The 22478-nt window shown below is 65.1% G+C and carries 18 protein-coding genes and 1 other RNA gene; 10 read left to right on the forward strand and 9 right to left on the reverse strand.

The features are described from left to right. Positions 1–28: 28 nt before the first annotated feature. The 5 genes from COGEMETH_RS08605 to rnpB form a co-directional block, all read right to left on the reverse strand. Positions 29–1489, reverse strand: a complete 1461-nt coding sequence (locus COGEMETH_RS08605; RefSeq protein ID WP_238182180.1) for a UDP-N-acetylmuramoyl-L-alanyl-D-glutamate--2,6-diaminopimelate ligase — start codon at positions 1487–1489, stop codon at positions 29–31. After that, the gene (locus tag COGEMETH_RS08610) at positions 1486–3246 is read right to left on the reverse strand and encodes a peptidoglycan D,D-transpeptidase FtsI family protein (RefSeq protein WP_238182199.1); all 1761 of its coding nucleotides are present in this window, start codon (positions 3244–3246) and stop codon (positions 1486–1488) included. The genes COGEMETH_RS08605 and COGEMETH_RS08610 overlap by 4 nt, the downstream gene beginning before the upstream one ends. Positions 3247–3377: 131 nt before the next feature. Next, positions 3378–3794 (reverse strand): cell division protein FtsL, encoded by a 417-nt coding sequence (gene ftsL / locus COGEMETH_RS08615; protein ID WP_238182181.1) that lies wholly within the window; start codon positions 3792–3794, stop codon positions 3378–3380. Then, on the reverse strand, positions 3791–4837 hold the full coding sequence (rsmH, locus tag COGEMETH_RS08620) for a 16S rRNA (cytosine(1402)-N(4))-methyltransferase RsmH (RefSeq protein WP_238182182.1): 1047 nt from the start codon (positions 4835–4837) through the stop codon (positions 3791–3793). Before rsmH ends, ftsL begins: the two co-directional genes overlap by 4 nt. 507 nt (positions 4838–5344) lie before the next feature. Beyond that, an RNA gene (gene rnpB, locus COGEMETH_RS08625) (RNase P RNA component class A) lies at positions 5345–5750 on the reverse strand. Between the two features lie 248 nt (positions 5751–5998). Here rnpB and COGEMETH_RS08630 point away from each other — a divergent pair. The 4 genes from COGEMETH_RS08630 (at position 5999) to mscL (ending at position 9901) form a co-directional block, all read left to right on the forward strand. Next, complete coding sequence (locus tag COGEMETH_RS08630; RefSeq protein WP_238182183.1) at positions 5999–7423, forward strand: diguanylate cyclase domain-containing protein; 1425 nt, start codon at positions 5999–6001, stop codon at positions 7421–7423. 228 nt (positions 7424–7651) lie between these two features. Then, positions 7652–8440, forward strand: a complete 789-nt coding sequence (locus COGEMETH_RS08635) for a phosphatidylserine decarboxylase (RefSeq protein ID WP_283214971.1) — start codon at positions 7652–7654, stop codon at positions 8438–8440. 18 nt (positions 8441–8458) lie between these two features. Further along, positions 8459–9295, forward strand: coding sequence for a CDP-alcohol phosphatidyltransferase family protein (locus COGEMETH_RS08640; RefSeq protein WP_238182185.1), 837 nt, complete (start codon positions 8459–8461; stop codon positions 9293–9295). Between the two features lie 177 nt (positions 9296–9472). After that, positions 9473–9901 (forward strand): large conductance mechanosensitive channel protein MscL, encoded by a 429-nt coding sequence (gene mscL, locus COGEMETH_RS08645; RefSeq protein WP_238182186.1) that lies wholly within the window; start codon positions 9473–9475, stop codon positions 9899–9901. Positions 9902–9951: 50 nt separating this feature from the next. Here the strand turns inward: mscL and COGEMETH_RS08650 are convergent, their stop codons facing one another. The 4 genes from COGEMETH_RS08650 to COGEMETH_RS08665 all read right to left on the reverse strand — a co-directional run bounded on the left by COGEMETH_RS08650 (position 9952) and on the right by COGEMETH_RS08665 (position 12866). Next, positions 9952–10224, reverse strand: coding sequence for a hypothetical protein (locus COGEMETH_RS08650; RefSeq protein ID WP_238182187.1), 273 nt, complete (start codon positions 10222–10224; stop codon positions 9952–9954). Positions 10225–10490: 266 nt separating this feature from the next. After that, positions 10491–10904, reverse strand: a complete 414-nt coding sequence (locus COGEMETH_RS08655) for a DUF1236 domain-containing protein (protein ID WP_238182188.1) — start codon at positions 10902–10904, stop codon at positions 10491–10493. A 244-nt stretch (positions 10905–11148) separates the two neighbouring features. Beyond that, positions 11149–11892 (reverse strand): NepR family anti-sigma factor, encoded by a 744-nt coding sequence (locus COGEMETH_RS08660; RefSeq protein ID WP_238182189.1) that lies wholly within the window; start codon positions 11890–11892, stop codon positions 11149–11151. A 155-nt stretch (positions 11893–12047) separates the two neighbouring features. Beyond that, complete coding sequence (locus tag COGEMETH_RS08665) at positions 12048–12866, reverse strand: class II glutamine amidotransferase (protein WP_238182190.1); 819 nt, start codon at positions 12864–12866, stop codon at positions 12048–12050. A 271-nt stretch (positions 12867–13137) separates the two neighbouring features. Between COGEMETH_RS08665 and COGEMETH_RS08670 the strand changes: the two genes are divergently transcribed. The 6 genes from COGEMETH_RS08670 to COGEMETH_RS08695 form a co-directional block, all read left to right on the forward strand. Next, on the forward strand, positions 13138–13575 hold the full coding sequence (locus COGEMETH_RS08670; RefSeq protein ID WP_238182191.1) for a MobC domain-containing protein: 438 nt from the start codon (positions 13138–13140) through the stop codon (positions 13573–13575). Further along, positions 13572–14858 carry a relaxase/mobilization nuclease domain-containing protein gene (locus COGEMETH_RS08675; RefSeq protein WP_238182192.1) on the forward strand — a complete coding sequence of 429 codons (1287 nt, stop codon included), beginning with the start codon at positions 13572–13574 and terminating at the stop codon, positions 14856–14858. Before COGEMETH_RS08670 ends, COGEMETH_RS08675 begins: the two co-directional genes overlap by 4 nt. 26 nt (positions 14859–14884) lie before the next feature. After that, complete coding sequence (locus COGEMETH_RS08680) at positions 14885–15493, forward strand: hypothetical protein (RefSeq protein WP_238182193.1); 609 nt, start codon at positions 14885–14887, stop codon at positions 15491–15493. Continuing rightward, positions 15465–15713, forward strand: coding sequence for a hypothetical protein (locus tag COGEMETH_RS08685; RefSeq protein WP_238182194.1), 249 nt, complete (start codon positions 15465–15467; stop codon positions 15711–15713). The genes COGEMETH_RS08680 and COGEMETH_RS08685 overlap by 29 nt, the downstream gene beginning before the upstream one ends. Further along, the gene (locus COGEMETH_RS08690) at positions 15713–17128 is read left to right on the forward strand and encodes a type IV secretory system conjugative DNA transfer family protein (protein ID WP_238182195.1); all 1416 of its coding nucleotides are present in this window, start codon (positions 15713–15715) and stop codon (positions 17126–17128) included. The genes COGEMETH_RS08685 and COGEMETH_RS08690 overlap by 1 nt, the downstream gene beginning before the upstream one ends. Positions 17129–17244: 116 nt before the next feature. Then, the coding region (locus tag COGEMETH_RS08695) for an HTH domain-containing protein (RefSeq protein WP_444980409.1) at positions 17245–22478 on the forward strand (5234 nt) is incomplete at its 3' end.

The following is a 22478-nucleotide window of genomic DNA, read 5'->3' on the forward strand; positions in this document are numbered from 1 at the left end:
TGCGCGAAGCAGTCCACCCGAGCGGCGTTCATCCCTGAACCTCGGCGATCGCCGCGCGCAGAACCTCGTGATCCGAGAACGGCAACACCCGATCCCCCACGATCTGGCCGGTTTCATGGCCCTTGCCGGCCACGACCAGCACGTCGCCGGGCCGCAGGCCCCGCACGGCGGCGCGGATGGCCTCGGCCCGGTCGCCGATCTCCTTGGCTTCGGGGGCATTGGACAGGATCGCGGCACGGATCGCGGCGGGGTCCTCGCTCCTCGGGTTGTCGTCGGTGACGACGACCGCGTCGGCGAGCCGCGCGGCGATGGCGCCCATGAGCGGTCGCTTGCCGCGGTCGCGGTCGCCGCCGCAGCCGAACACCAGCACGAGGCGGCCGGTGGCGAAGGGGCGCAAAGCCGTCAGCACGCCTTCCAGCGCCTCGGGCTTGTGGGCGTAGTCGACGAGGCAGAGGGCGCCGTTGACCTCCCCGATCCGCTCCATGCGGCCGGGCACGCCGGTGAGGTGTTCGAGGGCCTTAAACACGCCGTCCGGGTCGGCCGCGCCCACCGGGGTCGCCAGCACGAGGCCGGCGGCGAGCAGGGCGTTCTCCACTTGAAAGCCGCCGACAAGGGGCAGGCGCACCGTGCGGTCGCCGCCGGGGCCGTCGAGGCGCAGCACCTGCGAAAAGCCCTCGGTGCGCCCATCCAGGAGACGGATATGGGAGCCGGCCCGGCCGGTGGTACGGACCTCGTGACCGGCCTCTTCGGCCACGGCGATCACCCGATCGGCAAAGGCGCCGTCGGCGTTGATGACTGCCGGACAGCCCTTCGGCAGCAGCGTGGTGAACAGGCGGAGCTTGGCCGCGAGATAATCCTCGATCGTGGCGTGGTAGTCGAGGTGATCGCGTCCGAGGTTGGTGAAGCCGGCCGCCGTCAACCGTACGCCGTCGAGGCGGCGCTGCTCGATACCGTGGGAGGAGGCTTCCATGGCCAGTTCCGTGATGCCGTCGCCGGCAAGCCGCGCCAGGGTCTCGTGCAGCGTCACCGGATCGGGCGTCGTCAGGGAGCCGTAGGCGGCGCCTCGGTTCGTCACGATCCCGACCGTGCCGAGGCTGGCCGATTCGCGTCCGAGCCTGGACAGGATCTGCCGGACGAAGTCGGCGACCGAGCTCTTGCCGGAGGTGCCGGTGACGGCAACGACCGTGTCCGGCTGTGTGCCCGAGAGCCGAGCGGCAGCGAGCGCCAAGGCGCGCCTTGCGTCCGGGACGGAAATCCAGGTGGCGTCCGCGGGCATATCCGCGGGCCGGGCCCCCTCGCCCGCGACGGCCCCGGCCCCGGCGGCGATGGCGCCGGCCGCGAACAGCCGCCCGTCGGCCTTCGTGCCCGGCACGGCGATGAAGACGCCGCCCGGCACCACCCTGCGGCTGTCGGCGGTGAGGCCCGCGACCGTCAGTCCGGAGACCTCTGGCCCGGCCTCGGGAAACAGCGTGCCCAGGGTCACGGTCACGGGCCGTTGACCTTGTCGGCGTGGTAGGCGCCGAGCTTGACCATGAGCGGGAAGGGCTTGACCGGCGGATCGAACTGCGGCGGCAGGCCGAGGATCGGGGCGACGCGCTCGATCACCTTGCCGGTGACGACGCCCGAGTTCCAGGCGGCCGTGGCGTAGCCGCCGCTCTCCGGCAGACCCTGCGGCTCGTCCATGATGGTGACGAAGAGGTATTTCGGTTTGTCCATGGGGGCCGCGGCCATGAAGGTCGTGAACAGCCGGTTCTTCACGTAGCGCCCACCGATCACCTTCTCGGCGGTGCCGGTTTTGCCGCCCACGAAGTAGTACGGGATCGACGCCTTCTTGGCCGAGCCCTCGACCGCGTTGAGCCGCATGATGAAGCGCATGGCCTCGCTGGTCTCGGGGCGCAGCACCTGGGTCGCCTTGGCGCGGGCGTCCTCGACGGTCGTCTTGAGGAAGGTCGGCGTCATCAGGAAGCCGCCGTTGGCGATGGCCGCCACCGCCGCAGTGGCCTGGATCGGCGCGACCGCCAGGCCGTGGCCGAAGGCGATGGTGATGGTGTTGATCTCGGTCCAACGCGGCGGGATGATCGGGCTCGCCGATTCCGGAAGCTCGGTGCGCATCCGGTCGAGAAGGCCCATCTTCTTCAGGAAGGCCTTGTGGCCGGGCACGCCCACGCCCAGCGCCATCTTGGCCGAGCCGATGTTGGAGGAGTGCGTGAACACCTCCGGCATGGTGATGAGCCTGTTGGTGCCGTGGTACTCGTGGATCTTCGAGCGGCCCCAGTTGAGTACGCCGCCGCGGGTGTCGAAGGTCGAGTTGACGTTGTACTTGCCCGATTCCAGGGCCATGGCGAGCGTCATCGCCTTGAAGGTCGAGCCCATCTCGTAGACGCCGACGTTCATGCGGTTGATGCGATCGTCCGACAGGGCGTCGACCGGGTTGTTGGGATCGAAGTCCGGCATCGAGACCAGGGCGATCACCTCGCCGGTCTGGACGTCGAGGATCATCGAGGCACCGGCCTTGGCCTTGAAGTGCTCGATGCCCTTGGCGAGTTCGTCGCGCACGGCGAACTGGGCCCGCAGGTCGATGGAGAGCTGGACCGGCTTCAGGTCGGTCTGCTTGGCGACGAGGCCGAACTCGTTGAGCGCCTTGTTGCCCTGGTTGTCGATGTACTTTTCGATGCCGGCGATGCCGACGTTGTCGAGGTTTGTCACCCCGAGCACGTGCGCGGCCGCGAAACCGTTCGGGTAGACCCGCTTGTGGTCCGGCAGGAAGCCGATGCCGGGGATGCCGAGGCGATGCACCTCCGCCTGCTGCTTGGGTGTCAGCTCGCGCTTGACCCAGACGAAGCCCTTCTTGGTGGAGAGCTTGGCCCGCAACTCGGTGGCGTTGATCTCCGGCAGCACGGCTGTGAGGAGTTCTACCGCCTCGTCCTTGTCGTAGATGTTCTTCGGCTCGGCGAAGACCGAAACGGTGCGGATGTCGGTGGCCAGGATCTCGCCGTTGCGGTCCACGATGTCAGGTCGGATCGCCGTGGTGGCGGCTGCCGCCACCCGGTGCTCCTGGCTCGGAGGCTCGCCGAAGATCGCCATCATCAGCAACCGCACGCTGATCGCACCGAACACGCCCAGGAAGGCGAGGCCGACGAGCGCCACGCGGGTGTGCGAGCGCTCGATCGCGAGGCGGAACATGGAACGCACCAGCCGGACGACCGGATGGGCCTTGGGTTCCGCGACCGGCTGGACCGCCTCGATAGCGTGCCGGAACGGCGCGGCCTCGGACTGCGGCCCTGTCGCCGGCCCGGGCTCAGGTCCCTCCCCCTGCTCCACCTGGGCGCCCTGGTCGTGCCCGTCGAGGGTCTGTGCTTCGTGTTCGGACACGGGGACTACCTCGAGGCCGTGGTGGACGTGCGGGTCGAGACGGTGCGGGTGAGCGAACCGGTGGTGCGCGGCTCGGCGAGGCCGGAGGTCTTCTCCTTCGGCGTCGCCGTGGCAGCGAGCAGGCGTCCGATCTCGTCCCCGCGCTCTGGCCGGGCCGGCAGGTCGGCGAGCCGCCCGAGATGGACAGTGCCGATCGGCTCCAGGGCCAGGTGCTTCTCCACCGCCGCCTGGAGGCGGTCCGGCCGGGTCAGCAACTGCCACTCCGCGCGCAGAACCGCGATGGCCTGCCGCTCCTTGTGCAGGCCGCTCTTCAGCTTGGAGACCTGACCACCCTGGTAGAGCGTGTCGTACTTGATCGAGTAGGCGTAGATCGCCGAGGCGACGAGGCCGACCACCGCGAGCAGGTTGAGGAGACGGATCACCGGCGTGGGCCTCCGCGGGGGGCGTCCGGCAGGCGCGCCAGGGCTTCGATCGCGCCGAGCGGCTCGGGAACAGGCGAATCCGTGCGCTCCGCGGCCCGCAGCTTGGCCGAACGGGCGCGGGGGTTGCGCGCGGCCTCGGCCGCGGACGGGAGCACCGGCCCCTTGGTCACGGGTCGGAAGCTCTTGGCCGGAGCAGGCTCGCCACCCGGCAGAGCCGTCGGCATATGGCGCGAGCTCTGCACGGCGCGGCCACTGCGGGCGGCGAAGAACTGCTTGACGATTCGGTCTTCCAGGGAATGGAACGTCACCACCGCGAGCCGGCCGCCGGGCTGCAGGATGCGCTCGGCCGCGTGGAGGGCACGGACCAGCTCGCCCAGCTCGTCGTTGACGGCGATCCGCAGGCCCTGGAACGTGCGCGTCGCCGGGTGGATGCCGCTTCCGGGCTCGGTACGGACCACGCCCGCCACGAGGTCGGCGAGTTGGCCCGTGGTCTCGATCGGGCCGCGGCGGCGCGCCTCGATGATGCTGCGGGCCACCGCCCGCGAACGGCGCTCCTCGCCGTAATGGAACACAATGTCGGCGAGCGCCGCCTCGTCGGCCTCGTTGACGATGTCGGCCGCGCTGATTCCGCCGCCGCCCATGCGCATGTCGAGGGGCCCGTCGTGCCGGAAGGAGAACCCGCGCTCCGCCTGGTCGATCTGCATCGAGGAGACACCGATATCGAGGACGACGCGGTTCACCTGCGGCTCGCCGGCCTCGGTGGCCAGGGCATCGAGATCGCCGAAGCAGCCCGCCACCAGGCGCAGGCGGTTGTCCGACTCCGCCACGAGTCGGGCGCCGGCCGAGATCGCATCCGGATCGCGGTCTATGGCGAGGACGCGGATATCCCGGTCGGCGGCCAGCATCGCCCGCGTGTAGCCCCCGGCTCCGAACGTGCCGTCGATAGCCAGGCGCGCGCCGCCGAGGTCGAGGGCGGTAACGACTTCGTCCAGCAGAACCGGGATGTGGGGGGCACCTGTCGGCGGCACGCCGGGTCGCCTCATGACGGACTCGCGACGAGCGCGGACGCTCTCGGACGCATTGCGGGACGACGGACGGATCGGGGAGGCGCGATACGGCTCATGGCGACCTGAAGCCGGCCGCGGCGTGGCGGCGGGTCTGTGACGGGCGATCCCGGAGACGCGGCGATCGCTATTGCGCACGCGGGACGGCCCGCCGCCTTCGCGGGACGCGTCCGGCGATCCGATCGGTGCCGTTAACGTGAGGATGCCGGGTATCATGGGCCTCTGAGGATCGTCAACGCGCGAGCGGCGCGGATCGAGATCGCTTCGATCAGACCCCAGCAAGGTTAACCGAGTGTAAGTGTTCGAAGAGATTTCATGGGCACCGGAACGAAGGCGCCATTCTCAAGTCTTTGATGAAAAACGTCTTCCGCGCCCGGAGCGGGTTTGACCGAACCGGCTTAGCCTACACCTGGCCCCGGTCAAATGGTCTTGCGGCCGGCCAATTCCGGATGACTGCCCGGAGCGGCGCGGCGGGACCGGAAAAAGCGGATCAGCCGGCCTGTAAGCCGGGTTCTGTAGGGCCCGGACGCGCCGGGCGTCCGGACGTGGCAGCCATTCCTCTGGGACGATCGTTGCCGACCGCCTCGAGCAACCAACCCGGGCGACTGGCCTGGAGAGCGGGCCTGCCACCCCTCATCGAGGAGGCGCGCCGCCCCTATTCGGTCTTGCTCCCGGTGGGGTTTGCCGTGCCGTCCGCGTTACCGCGTCCGCGGTGCGCTCTTACCGCACCCTTTCACCCTGACCCCGGCCCCGAAGGGTCCGTGGCGGTCTGCTCTCTGTGGCACTGTCCCTGGGGTCGCCCCCGCCGGAGGTTATCCGGCACCGTCTCTCCATGGAGCCCGGACTTTCCTCCCCGAACGTGAACGTCCGGAGCGGCCGCCCAGCCGACTGATCCGGGTCTGGAGATGCGCCCGCGCCGCAAGGCCGGTCAAGGCTTTTTCGCGATGGGTGCCGGCCTCACGCCTCGCATGAGACTGCCCTCCCGGCATGTTTCGGGAGGTAGCCTCGGAGAGTCGCTCCGCGCCGCGTCGCGGCCTCGCGAAGAAAAACGTGACAGGAGCTTAACCGTATCGGCATAGTCTTTGTCTGACATCGCACAAAAGAGGGCAGCCGATTCCCGACCTGTCCCCTGCTCCTCGGTTGCGGACGACATCCGCGGAACCGGACGTCGCGTCCGACACTGGCATCGACCGGGCGCGGGACGACCTCGACGATTTCCTTGAGGACGTACGCCGGGCCTTCGGCGTACGCACGGCATCGATCCGGCCCCTGGGGCACACCGACCTGGGCCGGACGGCCGGCTTCGGGTTCAGCGCGGCGAGCGAGGCCACGTTCCGCACGCAGGCGGTCGCCGTTGGCGGCATCCTCGTGCTTCCCGACACGGCGGGCGAAATCCGACCCGACGATATGGCCGTTGCGCCGACCATCCGGTTCTACGCCAGTCACCCCCTGAACCTCGAACCCGGACGGCCCTTCGGCATACTCTGCCTGCTCGACACGCGGCCGCGCCTGCTCTCGGCCGTCGAATCGCTGCGTCTGGCCGGGATGGCGCGGACCGCCGCCGCTCTGATCGCCCGGCAGCGGGATGCCGCCACCCTCGCCCGGATGCGGACCGAACTGGAACTGAAGGAGGCCCTGATCCGAGAACAGGCCGCCGCCCTCGCCCACAGCCGGAAGATCTTCGAACGGGCGTCCGCCGCAGCGCGGATCGGCGTGTGGGAATGCGCCCTGCCCGACGAGTCCCTGCACTGGACCGACGTGGTCTACGACATCTTCGAGTTCCCGCGGGGATCGCGCGTCGACCGGCAGCGGACCCTGGCGTGCTACACCGCCGAGTCCCGGAAAACTCTGAGCGCCCTCCGCAGTCGGGCGATCGCCGAGCGCGGCGGCTTCGAACTCGACGCGGAGATCACGACCGCGACGGGCCGGCGACGCTGGATTCGGCTGACCGCCACGGTCGAGTGCGAGAACGGCATACCGGTGCGCATCTTCGGGATGAAGCAGGACATCACGGACGAGAAGAACCTGTCGGACCGGACGCGCTACCTCGCGGAGTACGACGCCATGACCGGGCTGGCCAACCGCAGCAGTTTTCAGAACCGGCTGGCGCAACTCGGCGCGGGCGCGCCGTCCGGCGCGCTGATGCTGATCGACCTCGATGGGTTCAAGCAGATCAACGACACGTTCGGCCACGCCGCCGGCGACGCCTGCCTGCAGGAGACGGGCCGGCGCCTGGCCGGCATCTGCCGCGAGACCGACCTCGTCGCACGCGTCGGCGGGGACGAGTTCGCCGTGCTGCTCGGAGGCCATTTCGACCGGGACGACATCGAGCCTCTGGCCGGGCGCGTCGTCGGTGCCTTGCGCCAGGTGGTGGAACGGGACGGCCGGACGGCCACCATCGGGGCGTCGGTCGGCATCGCCATGGCCGGCGGTTGCACCCCGGAAGAGGTCTTCAACCGGGCGGATGCGGCCCTCTACGCCGCCAAGGCCGCCGGGCGGGACACGTTCCGGACCTACGAGCCGCTCGTCGCGCGGGCACGGCCCCTCCCCCTCGCAAGCGGATGAGCGTCCTTGCAACGGACGGTCTCACCGTCTGATGCCACGTCCGCTTGATCGAAGCGGACGCGGTATCAACAAGCCCGCGCGGCACTTGAGCGAAGGCGAAATCCGCATCGCGAGGCGATCAAGCGGATTTCGTATGACGGACCGTGCCCGATCGGTGCGATGGTTGACGTGCGGACGGCCGGCTGCCATCCGGCCCGCAGAGTTCCGATATAGGCTCCGTCCGGCGCTGTGCCGGCCGAAGGAGTCGCGCCGCGGTTCGAGGGGCTCGAAGGAGACCCTCGACCGCCAGCCCACCGCCGGAGAGCCATGTCCGATCTTCTCGATACGATCCGCCGCACGCTCGTGCCGATCCACAAGGAGGGCTATCCCTTCATCCTGATCGGCATCGTCCTGACGGTGCTCGCCGGCTACTTCTCGCAGTTCTTCGGCTGGATCTTCCTGATCCTGACCCTGTGGGTCTGCTACTTCTTCCGGGACCCGGAGCGGATCACCCCCGTGGCCGACGGCCTGGTGGTCTCCCCGGCGGACGGGCGGGTGAACCTGATCTCCACCGTGCTGCCCCCGCCTGAACTCGACCTGCCGGCCGAGCCGATGACCCGGGTCTCGGTGTTCATGAACGTGTTCGACTGCCACGTGAACCGGGTGCCGGTGACCGGCACGATCGGCCAGATCCACTACACGCCGGGCCTGTTCCTCAACGCGGAACTCGACAAGGCGTCCGAGGACAACGAGCGCAACGGCCTCGTGATCGAGACCAGCCACAAGGGCGCCCCCCTGCGCATCGGCGTGGTCCAGATCGCCGGCCTCGTGGCGCGCCGCATCGTCGGCTTCGTCAGCGCAGGCGATTCCCTGCAGGTCGGCGAGCGCTTCGGCCTGATCCGCTTCGGCTCGCGCGTGGACGTCTACCTGCCGAAGGGTACGCGCGTCCTCGTCGGGCTGGGCCAGAAGGCCGTTGCCGGCGAGACCGTGCTGGCCGACCTCTCCGGCGGCCCCGAGCGGCAGTTCCGGCGGATCTGACCGGAGGCGAGGACACGCATGGACGAACTCTTCCCGCCCTTCGAGCCGGATGCCAACGAGCCGCGGCCGCGCCGGTTCGGCCCGGTGCCCTTCCGGATGATCGCGCCCAACATGATCACCCTGATGGCGCTCTGCCTCGGGCTGACCGCGATCCGTCTGGCCTTCGAGGGCAAGTTCGAGCCGGCGGTGATCGCCATCACCGTGGCCGCCGTCCTCGACGGGATCGACGGCCGGGTGGCGCGCCTGCTCAAGGGCACCTCGCGCTTCGGGGCGGAACTCGATTCGCTGGCCGATTTCGTCAACTTCGGCTGCGCCCCGGCCCTGATCCTCTACGGCTTCGCCCTCTTCCACCTGAAGTCGGTCGGGTGGATCGTCGCGCTGATCTTCGCCATTGCCATGGCCCTGCGGCTCGCCCGCTTCAACGCCATGCTCGACGATCCGAACCGGCCGGAATGGAAGAAGGACTTCTTCGTCGGCATGCCGGCGCCGGCCGGCGCTCTGACCGGCATGCTTCCGCTCTACCTCCACTTCCTCGGCCTCACGTTCGACGCGTGGGCGGCACCGGCGATCCTGGTCTACGTGCTCTGTGTCGCGCTGCTCGTCGTCTCCACGGTGCCGACCTTCTCCGGCAAGACCATGGGCAAGCGCGTGCCGCGGGCCTGGGTGCTGCCGATCTTCCTGGCGGGCGTGGCCGCCTTCGGCCTGCTCATCAGCTTCCCCTTCGAGGCGCTGGTGACGATCAGCGTGGCCTACCTCCTGACCATCCCGGTGGGCGCCGCCCAGTACCGGCGGCTCGCGAAAGCCGCGTCGGCCACCCCGGCCGAACCGGCGGACGTGTCCCTTCCGAAGCCCTGAGACCTCGCGGCGCTTGAACGAAGCCGAGATCCGCATCGAAACGCGATCGATCGGATTTCGTATGAATCGGCCGGCATCGCACAACCAGCGGTGGACGGCGGGGCAGGATCGTTGGCGTCCGGCCGCCGCTCCCGTAGCGTCCGCCTGCTCGGTCGTCCCGGGCAGGGAGAGGCCCGCATGCTGGAAGAATTCAAGAAGTTCGCTCTTCGGGGCAACGTCGTTGACCTCGCGGTCGGCGTGATCATCGGTGCGGCCTTCGGAGCGATCGTCACCTCGGCCGTGCAGGACGTGTTCATGCCGATGATCGGCGCCGTCACCGGCGGCCTCGACTTCTCGAACTACTACATCCCGCTTTCGTCCAAGGTGCAGACGGGCATGGCCTATGCCGAGGCAAAGAAGCAAGGCGCGGTGATCGGCTACGGCCAGTTTATCACCGTGGCGCTCAACTTCATGATCGTCGCCTTCGTGCTGTTCATGGTCATCCGGGCGATGAACAAGCTCCAGCACGCGGAGGACAAGAAGCCCGAGGCGGTCGCGGAGGTGCCGGCCGAGGTGAAGATCCTGGGCGAGATCCGCGACATCCTCGCGGCCCGGCCAAAGGCATAGGCTCTCGCCGTCGCGCCCTTCCGGAGCCGGTCGGCGGGTCAGGCCGGCTGCTAAGGCTGCGTGCCCTTGCCGTCCGGGTTTACCCCCAACGCGTCGAGGATGCGGTCGAGGGCGTCCTCGACGGCTCCCGTGCCTTCCTCGTGCGTCTTCAGGCGCGTCTCCAGCTTCCGGAGTTGCGGAGCGAAGGCATCGGGCACGGGATCGTCGCCGAGGAATTGCGGCTTGTCCGACTCGGTCGTCAGGACGCCGCGCAATTGCTGACCGAGATGATCGCGCACCGGCGCCGGCAGAACCGCCTCGCCCGCCGTGTCGTCGTCGCGCATTGGGCCTACTCCTGCCAGGGGATCGCCGACGCCCTGGACGCCGCGTGAAGTTGCGAAGCCGAGCAGAAACCGCGACCAAGCCGGTTCGCCGCTAATCACGACACGGTAACGGGCCGATCGTGCAAGCGTTGCGTGACGAGCGCAAGCACTTGGCGCCCCGCTCATCACCACACCCGTGTCGGGACAGAGAAAAGGCCCCGGAGCAGATCGCTCCGGAGCCCGATTCAGTCTCGCGCCGCACGAGGCGCGAACCGCATGGCCGAGGATCAGTCGATCACTTCGACGATCCGATGGCCACGGTCGACGAGGACCGGCCGGTCGTTGACGACCGTGTAGCGGTAGCCCGGACGCACGCGGTACTCGTCCGGCACGTCGTAGTAGCTCAGACCGTCCGACGGCAGCGTCGTGCCGACCGCGACGCGGCCGTCGTAATCGTAGGAGCGCACGTTGCGCTCGCGGACGTAGGAGCGGAAGCGCGGCGCCATGTCGATTCCGAGGATGCCGCCGACCGTGCCGGTGGCAGCGCCGACCGCGCCGCCGACGATGCCGCCGATCGGGCCGGCCGCATCGGTGCCGGCCTCGACGCCGCGTTCGGCCCCACGGATCGTGCCCTGCGCCTGGGCGGCGAGCGGCAGAGAAAGGGCGAGCGCCGAGGCAGCGAGAAGCGTCTTCATATTCATGCGCAAAGTCTCCGTTGGTTGATCGTCCGCCGCGCCAAGCGCAGCGAAGCTCGGGCCGGTAACGCACGACCCCCGGAAACGGATGCGTCGAAAAATTCCGCTTTTTCCTCTTGCCTATTGTGTGGGCACGATGCGCGATCGGCACACTACGCTCGGCCGTTCGCAGATTCCGCCGCGAAGAGGAACATCCGACTGGTCGTAGCAGGCAGCCGTATCGGCTTGGCGGACAGGGGGACGGACCGCCTCAGGCGTCCTTCGGCATGGCCGACTGGATGAACCGGTCGGAGCCGAGGTCCTCCTCGTCGTATCCCAGAAGCTCGGCCAGACGGCCGCGGGCGCGGCTGACGCGGCTCTTCACGGTCCCGACCTTGCAGCCCATGATCGCGGCCGCCTCCTCGTAGGAGACGCCCTCGGCACCGACGAGCACCAGGGCCTCCCGCTGGTCGGGCGGAAGCTTGGCCAGCGCGCTCTGGAGGTCCTCCACGTCGAGGCGGTCGCCCTGATGCGGGGCGGTGGCAAGGCGGGCGGCGTAGGAGCCGTCCTGATCCTCGACCTCGCGCACACGCTTGCGGTGATCCGAGTAGAAGATGTTGCGAAGGATGGTGAACAACCAAGCGTTGAGGTTCGTGCCCGGCTGGAAGCGGGCACGGTGCTGCCAACCCTTCAAGAGCGTATCCTGCACGAGGTCGTCCGAGCGGGCCGGGTTCGAGGTGAGCGAGAGGGCGAAGGCGCGCAAGGAAGGCACCGCCGCGAGCAGTCCGTCGCGGAACTCCGGCTCGATCGCCTCGCCGCGGGCGCGCAGGGCCGCCTCGAGCTTCTCGATCAGATCGGCGAACCGGCCCGGCATCTCGTCCTCGCCCAGGCGGTCGTAGACCGTACGCAGGTGGTCGCCGAGATGGGTGCGGATGGTGTGCGGGAGGTTCGGACGGGCGTCCGATGCGCAGCCCTCCGGATGGGTGAGGACGGTCTCGATGTCGTCGCGGGTCATGGCTCGTCGCAATCGTCAGCTTGTCGGGGCTCGACCGGCGGTCCGGGTCCGGTGAGGCGGAGCGTGGGCGGCAGACGCCGCATCGCACCTGTTTGGGTGCGTTGTAGCGCATCGCGCACGGCCTTGCACGCGGCCGGCCGCCCGGCTGCCGGGTGTCAACAGGCGGCCGGGGAGATCAGCCGGGTAGCGGCCGCGGCGGCACCCGGCTTCAATAGGCGGATGGCGCCGTCGCGCAGGGTCAGGACGTCGCCCCGCGCCAGGTCGGTCCAGCACTCGTCGCGGGTCAGGGCCTGCGTGGCGATGACGGTGACGACGTCCTGCTCGGTGGTCTCCTGGGAGAAGTCCACGCGCCAATCCTCGTCGATCAGGGTCGCGGTGCCGAAGGGGGCGCAGCGGGTGAGGTAGCAGAGCCGCTTGCCGCAATGGGCATAGAGGGTGCGGCTGTCCGAGAGCAGCATGTTGAAAACGCCGAGCGCGTGCAATTCGGCCGAGAGGTCGGCCACGGCCCGGTCGAGGGCGGAGGGCTTCGGCAGGGCCTGGAAGCGCGCCTGGAGCCGGCCCATCATCCAGCAGAAGGCATGCTCGCTGTCGGTCGAGCCGACCGGTGCGAAACCGGCGAGCGGCAGCCGCTTCACACCCTTGAGCTGCCCGTTATGGGCGAACGTCCAGCGCCGGCCCCACAACTCCCGCGAGAACGGATGGGTGTTCTCCAGACTGACGCGCCCCCGGTTGGCCTTGCGCACATGCGCGATGACGATGCGGCTCTTGATCGGATTGTTGCGCAGGAACTTGGCGAGTTCGGAGCGGGCGCTGGGCTCGGGCTCGTGAAAGGCGCGACTGGTCCGGCCGTCGTAGAAGCCGATGCCCCAGCCATCCGCGTGCGGCCCGGTCTCGCCTCCGCGGCGAGCGAGCGCCGCGAAGGAGAAGCGGATGTCGGTGGGCACGTTCGCGCTCATGCCGAGCAGTTCGCACATTGTTCTGGGATTCTTTGTCTGACCGCGCGCGACCTGCGTGCCCCGAAACGCCATGAGCCGGCACGGGATACACCCAAAACGCTTCCCATCACCGGCTGCAGACCCGACGACTTTTCAAGGCAATGATTGGATGGGACGTCCAGGCCAAGCCGTGGCACAACGATAAAATGGCGCACATAGCCAGCGATGGTTCGAACGAGTTGTTTGAAACGCTGGCTGATTGGAACGCGTTCCTTGAGCACCGGACCTCTTTTGAGGGACCGATGCCCCCATGTCCATAAGCAGCGAGTTTGAAGCAGCAGGAGCCTACCAAACTCCCGCCTCGGTAAGAAGACCGCGAAAAAAACGGGATGCCCCATTCAGCCTGCGGCTGACGCCGAAAGAGCGTGCCCGCCTGGCTACTGAGGCCGCAGGCGCGCCTCTCGGCGCTTACATCAAGGCCAAAGTCCTCGGTGATTCGCTTCCGATCCGCATGCGCCGGTCTGGAATTTCCATCGAGGACCGCCGGGTGCTGGCGCAGCTCGTCGCGCTGCTAGGCCGGTCGCGCGTCTTCAGCAACCTGAACCAACTCGCCCATGCCGCGAATAGTGGCTCTCTGCCCGCGACGCCGGAAACTGAAGCGCAGCTCCAGAACGCGCTCGCGGACCTTCGCGAGATTCGCCGTCTGCTCTTGGCCGCCCTCGGCCTGAAGCCGGAGGCCAAGCCATGATCCTCAAAGCGTTCCAGCGCGGCGGCGGCGGGGACCTTGCCGCTCATCTCATGCGTACCGATGAGAACGAGCATGTCCGCTTGCACGAGCTGCGGGAGTTCGCCTCGGACGATCTGAAAGGCGCGTTTGAGGAAGTCCGGGCGATCAGCCTCGGGACGAAGTGCAAGCAGTACCTGTTCTCGCTGTCGCTCAACCCGCCCGGCCATGCCCGTGTCACCGTGCCGGAGTTCGAGCGCGCGATTGACGAAGCCGAGAAGCGCCTCGGCCTTGACGGCCAGCCTCGCGCGGTTGTCTTCCATGAGAAGGAAAGTCGACTACACGCGCACTGTGTGTGGAGCAGGATCGACGCCGCGACCATGAAGGCGCGGCCCATGTCGTTCTTCAAGACCAAGCTGTCGGGCCTTTCCCGCGACCTCTATCTCGATCACGGCTGGGAGATGCCGCGCGGCCTTGCCAGGGCCGGAGCGAAGGACCCGCTCAACTTCACGCTTGCCGAATGGCAACAGGCGAAGCGCCGGGGCCAGGACCCGCGCTGGCTGAAAGCCGCCGTGCAATCCTGCTGGACGGCGTCGGACAGCACGCCCGCCTTTTCGCGCGCTCTGGAAGAGCACGGCTTCTTCCTGGCGAAAGGCGACCGGCGCGCGCACGTCGTCCTCGATCACGACGGCGAGGTGCATGCGCTGCCGCGCCTCCTGAACAAGAAGACCAAAGAGGTCCGCGACCGCCTCGGCGATGGCGACACTCTCCCTTCCGTCGAGGAGACGAAGGCGACCTTTGCCGCCCGGATGACGCCCGCCCTGCGCAGCCATGTCGAAGCATCGCGCGAGCGCTTCCGCGCGGAGTCGGCAAAGCTCGGTGAGAAAAAGGCGGCGATGACGGAGCGGCACCGCGCGGCGCGGACCGAGCAGCAGGCGGTCCAGCGCCGGGACTGGGACAGCGAGACGAAGGCGCGCGCCGCGCGCGTCCCGAAAGGTCTGGCCGGTCTCTGGCACCGTGTCACTGGGCGCTATCAGGACGTCCGCGCCGCAAACGAGGCGGAGGCCGCCGCCAGCAGGAAGCGGCAGGCGGACGAGCGGCAGCAGCTCATTGACCGGCAACGGGACGAGCGCGCACCGCTCCAGGCGTCCTTCAAAGAGCTTCGCGCCCGGCAGGCGGAAGACCTTCTCGAACTGCGCCGCGAGATCGGGCGCTTCCTGAAGTTCTCTAAGGGACTGAACGCCGCCTCCGGCCAGGGCCAGGAACAGCGTCAGTCCATCTCCCTCGGTCTCAAACTCGAACGATAGCCCCCTCACGCAAGCGGAGCCGTGTCATGTCGAATGGCGGTGGAAGTGATTTCCTGACGGTCGGCCTTCTCCTGGTCTCCGGGTATTTTGTTTTGGTCTGGGTCGGCGGACTCATCGTGATGGCCGTGACGGCGGCATACTTCATCGCCTTGTTCCTGACCTTCGCGCTCTCCGCATTAGCGATCCTGACCTGGGACGACCGGGTCACCGTCGGACGCCTGTCGCTGGGGCCGGAGGAAAGCCGCCCCTTCCTCCTGCGCGGCGTGGCCGGAGGCATTCTCCTTCCGGCCTTTGCGTTCTTCTGCGAGGGCTTTCTTGGTGTGCCCGTGCCGCACACCTGGTGGACCCACCTCGCCGCCGCAGGCTACGCGCTCGGCTCGCTCGGCGTCGGCATGATCGAGAGCAATCTGGTCGCGGCAGCCGAGCGCGGAGGTTTCGTCATCGAGCACGACGAGCGCCCGTCCCTGCCCGGTCCTGATAAGGCGATGCGCCCGGCTCGCAATGACGCGACGGACCTAACGCCGCACGATGTGGCGAGGACCGAGCCGCCAAAACGCAAATGCCAGTGCTTCACCTTCGCCACCTGGGACGATGAGGAAGAGCTGCGTGGACGGGGGAAGCCCGATGTTTTTTAGAAACCTCCTCAGCCTCTACCAACTCGCCTGGTTGGTGAAGTCGCACCGGGCACAGCGCCTTGCCTGGGAAGATGCCGAAGAAGCCAGGATCGCCCGCGCCCGCTCGGAACGGGCGGCGGCAGAACGCCTTCAGGCGATGCTCGACGCGAACCCGTCCGGCCAGCTCGGCAATGCCAAGCTGAATGACCTCGACGCCTTGCGCCGGTCGGGGCTTTTGTGATGGGCGATGTTCCAAGCCATCACACCTACCGCCACCTCCGGCGCGGCATCGAGCTCGGCTTTCTGAACGGCTGGCCCCTCGTCTATGACGGCACCGAGCCGGTTGCGATCGATGCGCAGGCGGGAAAGGGCAAGTTCACCCGCTTCATTGGGCCAAATCTCGTTTCGCCCCGGACGGCCCATTTTACAAAGATCATCACGGACCCGAAAAACGGCGAGCTGGCCTGGGCGTCATGGAAGACGCTGGAGCGTCAGGACTACCGGGTGAGGTTCCTCAACTCTGGAGGGATTCACGGCTACCCATCCGAGAGCTACAACATCAACACGCGCGTCATCGAGACGGCGCGAAACCCGCGCCTTCGCGGGATCGTCGGCGAAGCGGCCTATGACGCCGCCTCCTTCCTCGTCCCGGTGAAGCCGGAGGCGGTCAATAGCTGGGTCGGCCAGGGGGTGCGCACCTTCATCGCGCTCTACAATAAGATCACGGCGCTCTATCCATCCGTGCGGTGGCCCTGCACGCCGGGCGGCCTGTGGGACTTCTTCGGGCGTGGACCGAGGGAGATCGCAGACGACCTCCTCCTCTGGGCCGCTGACCGGCGCATGCAAGACGAGGCCGGGATGTGCACGCTCGTCGCGAACCTGACCGTCTCGCCAGACCAGTGGAACGCCTACGCCTCCCTCCTCGTCGAGCGGCTGCAGGGCTTCCAGCCAGGCACGGCGGCGCGCATGACGACGGAGCGCAATTCGTTTGATCCTGCTGACATGAAGCGTGAGCGGACGGCGCTATTCATCATGGGATCGGCGCGCAGCCATACGAGCCGGACCTTCGTCGGCGCGATGACAGCGGCTATCGTGGAGCGTTTTGCCGATGCCAGCGGTCCGCTGCGCGCCCTCATTGTCGGAGAGGAATGGGGCCAGCTCTATGTCTCGAATTTTTATGAGATATTGACGCTGTACCGCGAGGGCGGGATCAACTTCCTTGGCGTGTTCCAGAATGCGGCGGCGCAGATCGAAACACGCTATGGGCGCGAGATGGCGCGGATTTGGAAGAAGGCAGTCGCGCATACCCTCTATCGCGGGTTGCCCGATGGTGAAACGCTGCGGGAAATCGAGCATCGCTCGGGACGCACCTCGGTGATGGTGCGGGGGTTTAATGTGAACTCGAATCAGGTGAATGGCTCAGGCGACAACCTTGTTGAGCAAGCGCGCCCGCTTCTCCAAGTCGAGGACATTCGAGAGGCTACGGGTGGCGAAAGATCGCTGCTCGATAGCCGGGATTGCGGCTTCTTTTGCGTCAACAGTCCGGAATTTTGGGAGCGAGCAGAGATGAGTGGAAGGTTGAGGGATGTTCGCGTGAGGGACATATTGCTGATACTGCAAGAAAAAAGCGCGAACAAGAGAGGTCACCAATTTTGAATTCGATAATCAATACGCAAGTGGACCACGAGGCCTGCCGGGCCTATGTTCGCTTTATGTTCATACTTACGACGGGGCGGCAACAATGCGTCGGTCTCGCTCTAAACGAGTAGACGATGGCCAAGAAGGCATCCGAAAGCAAAAGTTTGCTGGCAAAGGGCGGCGGGAACGCAACCGCTGGCGGCGTCACCATGCAAGCTTCGATTGCCGCTTCGATTGCGGTAAGGCTTTTGGCCGCTGTTGCGCTGGATAAGCGGCTCGGCTTGGGAGCTGCAAAGCCGACCGCGATTTGTTTTGAAACCGAGGTGCCGGTCGATGATCTCGTGATCGAAACGGAAGTCGGTGGGTGGGTTTTTATTCAATCAAAAAACTCGCTCACGGGACGTTTCGTTTTGACGAGCGAATTGGGAAAAACTTGCGATGAGTTCGCGCGTCTATGGCTTCTGACCAAAGACGGCAATGGCCAGAGAGGATGGGATCGCCCTCTCGTCGGCGGCAAGGACGCGATGCTTCTTGCGGTCGGGCACGAAACATCCGGACCCATCAAAGTGGGCCTGCCAAAAGCGCTTAACGCAGTAAGGATGCAGTCCACCGCTACGCTCGCTGAGGCTGAGCAAAAGCTTTTGGTGTCCTTTAAAGCTTTGATGCGTTCCGCTTTCGATGCGCACGGCGCGCCCGCGGACCTCGACCTCGATGCGGTCCTCAGATTCATTCACGTGATCGACTATGATTTCGGTGGGCCACAACGTGAACTCGCCGAAAATAGACTCAAAGCACTGCTAGAACTGCCTGACCAAGCCCCAGGTGCCTTCAAGGCGATCGAACGCGAGTGCCAAAATGCGATGAAAGAGAGAGGCCGCCTCGACGGAGGTAGCTTTCGAGCGTCCCTCGCAGCGGACGGGCTTCTTCTCAAAGCCGCCGCGAAAGGGTTGCTGGAAACGCACACCGATATACGCGCCGACACGCAAGCTATATTGTGGGGCCAGCGCGAGATCGCACAAGCGCTCTCTGGTGCTCCGACTGAAAACCGAGTTATCACCGATGTTGCAGGAAGGCGACTTAGCGAATTGCGACAGGTGCGCTTCGCAGCAGGGTTTGATTCAACAGCTGCCTGCAATTTGCTTCTGACAGCCGTCGAAACTGGCGAACTTGCCGCCGCTTCGTCAGCCGTCAGTCAATCGATATTTGCCTGGTGCGCACGTATTCTTGCCTCTATCGATCACGAAAAGGCGCGGTACGCGCTGTTCAAAGCCCAAGCTTTCGGCTCTAGCGCGGAGACCACGATTGCGGATGCGTTTGTCGAGGCGTTTGCTCAGAGCGGAGACCGCGCGAAGGCGCTGGCTACCCTTGAGCCTCTCAACACACGGGAGTCTCTCGCGGCCACGCTTATCATAGCCGTCCACAACCTTTCGCCGGAAGAAGGTCTCCGATGGCTGGAGAGAACGGGTCTATCGCTCGACAGACTTCACCCCGACGGCAAGTTTCGAGCTCTCGGCATATACCTCGCAACGAGCGACTTTAACTCCGCGCTAAAAATCGTCGATGCGCTCGGGGATACAGATTTCGAGGCGACACCCGCGCTACTATTACTTTCCGGGCAGGCGCATCTAGAGCAGACCGTACACCCTCATCTCCGAGATGCACTCCAAGCGCCGTTGCCCCCCAATTTGGCCGATTTCCCCTTGGCCGAAGACACTGAGGCAATGGCACATCGCACGAAAGCGATCAGCTACTATAACAGAGCCGCAACAGCATTCGAACTGCTTGGCGCTAGGCAGGCCGCATCGATTGCAGCGGATAGAGCACTGTGGCTGAAATTGCGTGATCCATCGCTAGCCGTAAAGGCTCTCGAAGAGCTCCAGGGGAGCATGGCCGACGAAAAAGTTAGACTTCGTCGAGTGCCGCTCGCATTTGCATTCAGTCTCATTCTGAACCTGCAGGCTGTCGAAGAGGATATAGAGCGGGCGACAGCTCTTACGGGTGAAAAATCGCTTCACGCAGCTGTGGCTCGCTTCGAAGTAGCCTTGCGCCGAAAAGCCCCTGACGTTGCCGGTTATATAGACCGGCACCGCGAGCAACTTCTCGAATACTATCACCCGGACTTCTTAACGTCGATCGAGATAGAGTCTCTGGCTAAAGCGGGACGAGCCGAAGACGCTCGTGTCAAACTTGCCATTTTGGAAAGCAAAGATATTCCGCCAAACGCGCTTGTGACGTTGCGCAGTCTTATCGAAGGCGCGGCTGGTGCCGATGTGGCCGCTTTTCGAGAAACGGCATATCGGGCAAACCCAACGATCCCCGCCCTTCTCAATCTCGTGGCTGAGTTAGAGCACTCCAGGGATTTTACAAAACTTGCCGAGTTTGCAGGCATTCTCTTCGGGGAGGTCAAAGACGTTACAAGCGCGGAGACATATATATCTGCGCTACAAGAAATTCAGGCCGATGAAAAGATAGCGGCGATGGGGGAGGCGTATCCTGAGATTGTGGAAGCTTCGACGAGGGTAAGCACAAGCTTAGCGTGGGCTTACTACCGCCTAGGTAGGTTGGGCGATTCTAAGTCTTGCCTCGAAAAGCTCCGCGTCGGGCGAGACGTTCAAACAGATCGTCACCTTGCAATGAACATCGCGATTGCGTCCGGCGATTGGAGCTCGTTGAACACCTTCGTTGAAACAGAATGGCAGAATCGTGAGAAGCGTGACGCCACAGAGTTGCTACGCGCTGGCGTCCTGGCTCAACGGATTGGTGCCACGCCACGATCGCAAGAATTGGTCCGCGAGGCTGCAAGGAAAGCGGACGGCGATGCCAAAATCTTATCTGCATCTTATTCCACAGCGGCGTCGGCAGGCTGGGAAAACGAAGAAAAAATTCACGGTTGGCTTCAAGGAGCGATCTCGGCGTCAGGCGAAGATGGGCCGGTGCAGCGGATGGATATTCGGGAGCTTTTGAGCCTGCAGCCCGATTGGGACGACCAGATGAATAGGACTTGGGACCTCGTCGTTCGCGGAGAAGCTCCTCTCTTTGCTGCCGCCAAGGTCGCTCGCCGTACTCTACTCGATGTGTTCTTGCGTCCGGCGCTGCGCAATCTAGGCCAAGCGGACCCCCGGAGACGCTCTCCAATCTTCGCCTTCAACGGCACAAAGCCTATTCGCTCGGATGTGGGTAAACGTGTCGCGATCGATCTCACAAGCCTACTTACGCTAAGCCTAACGGGTAAACTTCGACAGTTTCTGGCTTGGGCGGACAGTGTCACGATCGCCCAAACAACACTCAGCTGGCTCTTCGAAGAGCGCGATAAACTCGCGTTCCACCAACCAAGCCAAGTGCGAAGAGCGCGGGAGGTAAAGCAGCTTATCGATGCGGATCGAGTGCACCGATTTGAGGGCGCGGTGCCCCCGCAGGAGCTGGAGCTACGCGTCGGGAGCGACATAGCTCAATATCTCGTTGCTGCCGAGACGCTCGATGAGCAGGATAAGTCGCCAAAAATCGTCGTGCGCCCTGCGCCGCTTCCCAAACCCGGCTCACTCCTTGAGCAGACTGCGGACATCTCCGGGTACGAAACGTTCTTTGCCGGCGTGGGCGATGTGCTTGCGGCGCTTAAGCGCGGCGGACATCTTTCCGATGTTGAGAGTGCCAACGCAAACGCATATCTACGCCTTCACGAACAAGCATGGCCTCACAGCCCGGTCGTGCAGTCGGGCGCAACGCTCTATCTAGACGACGTCGCCCTATCATTCTTTCAGCATCTGGGCATGCTGTCCCGTCTGCCAATGGCCGGGTTCAAAGTCTTTGTTACCTCCTCGGAAGTCGAGCGCGCTAACGAATTGGTGAGCTACGATGCTTCGGCGGATGACGCTCGGACTCTGGTTGAAAGCTTACAAGTTGCGCTACGCGACGAGATCGCATCCGGAAAGGTAAAACTCGGTCGATTGCTGCTGTCAGGCGATGATGAAGACAATTTCGATCTGCATCCCAGCCGCCAGCTCCTTGCCGGCCGGCCAGAGATCGACGCGTTGATCGTCGACGACCGGTTTGTGAATTCGTTCGGGACGCACGAAGGCTATCCGCTAGTGACTTCAATTGATCTCTTTGCCACGATGGCGGAGAGTGGAGACATCACGCTCTCAGAACTGACCGAGGCCATATCGGTAATCAGACAAGCAGGACTGCTCTTCGTTCCGCTTCGCTCAGGTGAACTCGAAGCCCTCTTGACTGCCGCCCCTGTAACGGACTTTGTCGTCCAAGAAACAGCGGAACTTAGAGCAGTCCGCGAAAGCATTGTTCGGGCAAGAATGACCGACGCCCTTCAATTGCCGAATGAAGGTCTCTGGCTCGATACACTTACCAGAGAGGCAACGATAGCGTTGCGCAGCCAGTGGCAGGAGTCCGTTCCAGACGAGACGGCACAAGCAAAATCAAGGTGGCTCCTTGAACTTTTCGATGCGCGCGGTTGGGCTCATCGGTCCGCGGCGGTGGGGCTCGCGGTGACTGAGCGATACCGCGCGCAACTGTTGATGCTCTCGATCCTCCCAATGCCGGACGAAGAAACCCGAGCCAGGTACTGGAATTGGCTGGGAGGCGCCGTCCTCGAAGGCTTCAAAGAAGAACAGCCGGAATCGTACGCGGAGCTTCTCACCTCGATCCGCGAGATTGTCGAGCAACAGATTGGCCGTACTCTCGGAGGAGAAGATGATGACGAGGGGCCTAACCTGCGCGGCGCTGTAGTCCTTGATCTCCTCAAGCTATTCCCTGATTCCATTCGAGAAGACATCTCGCATTCCGAAAGTTTCCGCTCGAAGTACTATCTAACGTTAGACTCGGTGCTCACCCTCAATTGTTTGGGGATTTCATTTCAAAGCTCTAAGCTCTTCTTGGCCATCCGAAAACTTTTCGACGGCCCGGATACATCAATCATCGTGAAGCCCATCGAGGGAGAACCTGTCGAACTCTCGATCGAACGGGGCGTTAAGCCTAAGCTCTTTCTGATGCTCGGAGAAGTGCGCCGACAAATGCCTTCGTTTTTTGTGCTTGCCGAGGATCGAGAAACAAGGCTGGGCTCCTTTGAAGACGAAGTTTCCGCCGCCAATCTTCCTCCTCGCGTAATCGAGGCCTGGAGGGAGAAGATCGAGAAAGGCCCTCTCACCGAAGATGAGATCGGGACGCTAACCCAGGACTTCAAATTGACACCGCAGTCGGTTGCGGCCGCTATACGCGGCGAATTAACTGCGGAGGCCGGCCAAGTTTCTGTGATAGTACCTCGAAAGGCGAGCTACTACTGCGGCCTTATCGGAGAACGTGGCGCCGCGAGCAATGTCGAGGCTTATGCGGCCGGCAATGCTAAGGCTCAGATCGA

The sequence above is a fragment of the Methylobacterium trifolii genome (genome assembly GCF_022179685.1).
GTDB lineage: Bacteria > Pseudomonadota > Alphaproteobacteria > Rhizobiales > Beijerinckiaceae > Methylobacterium > Methylobacterium trifolii.

Coding starts and splice junctions, on each gene's coding strand:
- rsmH (WP_238182182.1), bottom strand. CDS start 4,837: ATGAGGCGACCCGGCGTGCCGCCGACAGGTGCCCCCCACATCCCGGTT.
- COGEMETH_RS08640 (WP_238182185.1), top strand. CDS start 8,459: ATGGACGAACTCTTCCCGCCCTTCGAGCCGGATGCCAACGAGCCGCGG.
- mscL (WP_238182186.1), top strand. CDS start 9,473: ATGCTGGAAGAATTCAAGAAGTTCGCTCTTCGGGGCAACGTCGTTGAC.
- COGEMETH_RS08650 (WP_238182187.1), bottom strand. CDS start 10,224: ATGCGCGACGACGACACGGCGGGCGAGGCGGTTCTGCCGGCGCCGGTG.
- COGEMETH_RS08655 (WP_238182188.1), bottom strand. CDS start 10,904: ATGAATATGAAGACGCTTCTCGCTGCCTCGGCGCTCGCCCTTTCTCTG.
- COGEMETH_RS08660 (WP_238182189.1), bottom strand. CDS start 11,892: ATGACCCGCGACGACATCGAGACCGTCCTCACCCATCCGGAGGGCTGC.
- COGEMETH_RS08665 (WP_238182190.1), bottom strand. CDS start 12,866: ATGTGCGAACTGCTCGGCATGAGCGCGAACGTGCCCACCGACATCCGC.
- COGEMETH_RS08670 (WP_238182191.1), top strand. CDS start 13,138: ATGTCCATAAGCAGCGAGTTTGAAGCAGCAGGAGCCTACCAAACTCCC.
- COGEMETH_RS08675 (WP_238182192.1), top strand. CDS start 13,572: ATGATCCTCAAAGCGTTCCAGCGCGGCGGCGGCGGGGACCTTGCCGCT.
- COGEMETH_RS08680 (WP_238182193.1), top strand. CDS start 14,885: ATGTCGAATGGCGGTGGAAGTGATTTCCTGACGGTCGGCCTTCTCCTG.
- COGEMETH_RS08690 (WP_238182195.1), top strand. CDS start 15,713: ATGGGCGATGTTCCAAGCCATCACACCTACCGCCACCTCCGGCGCGGC.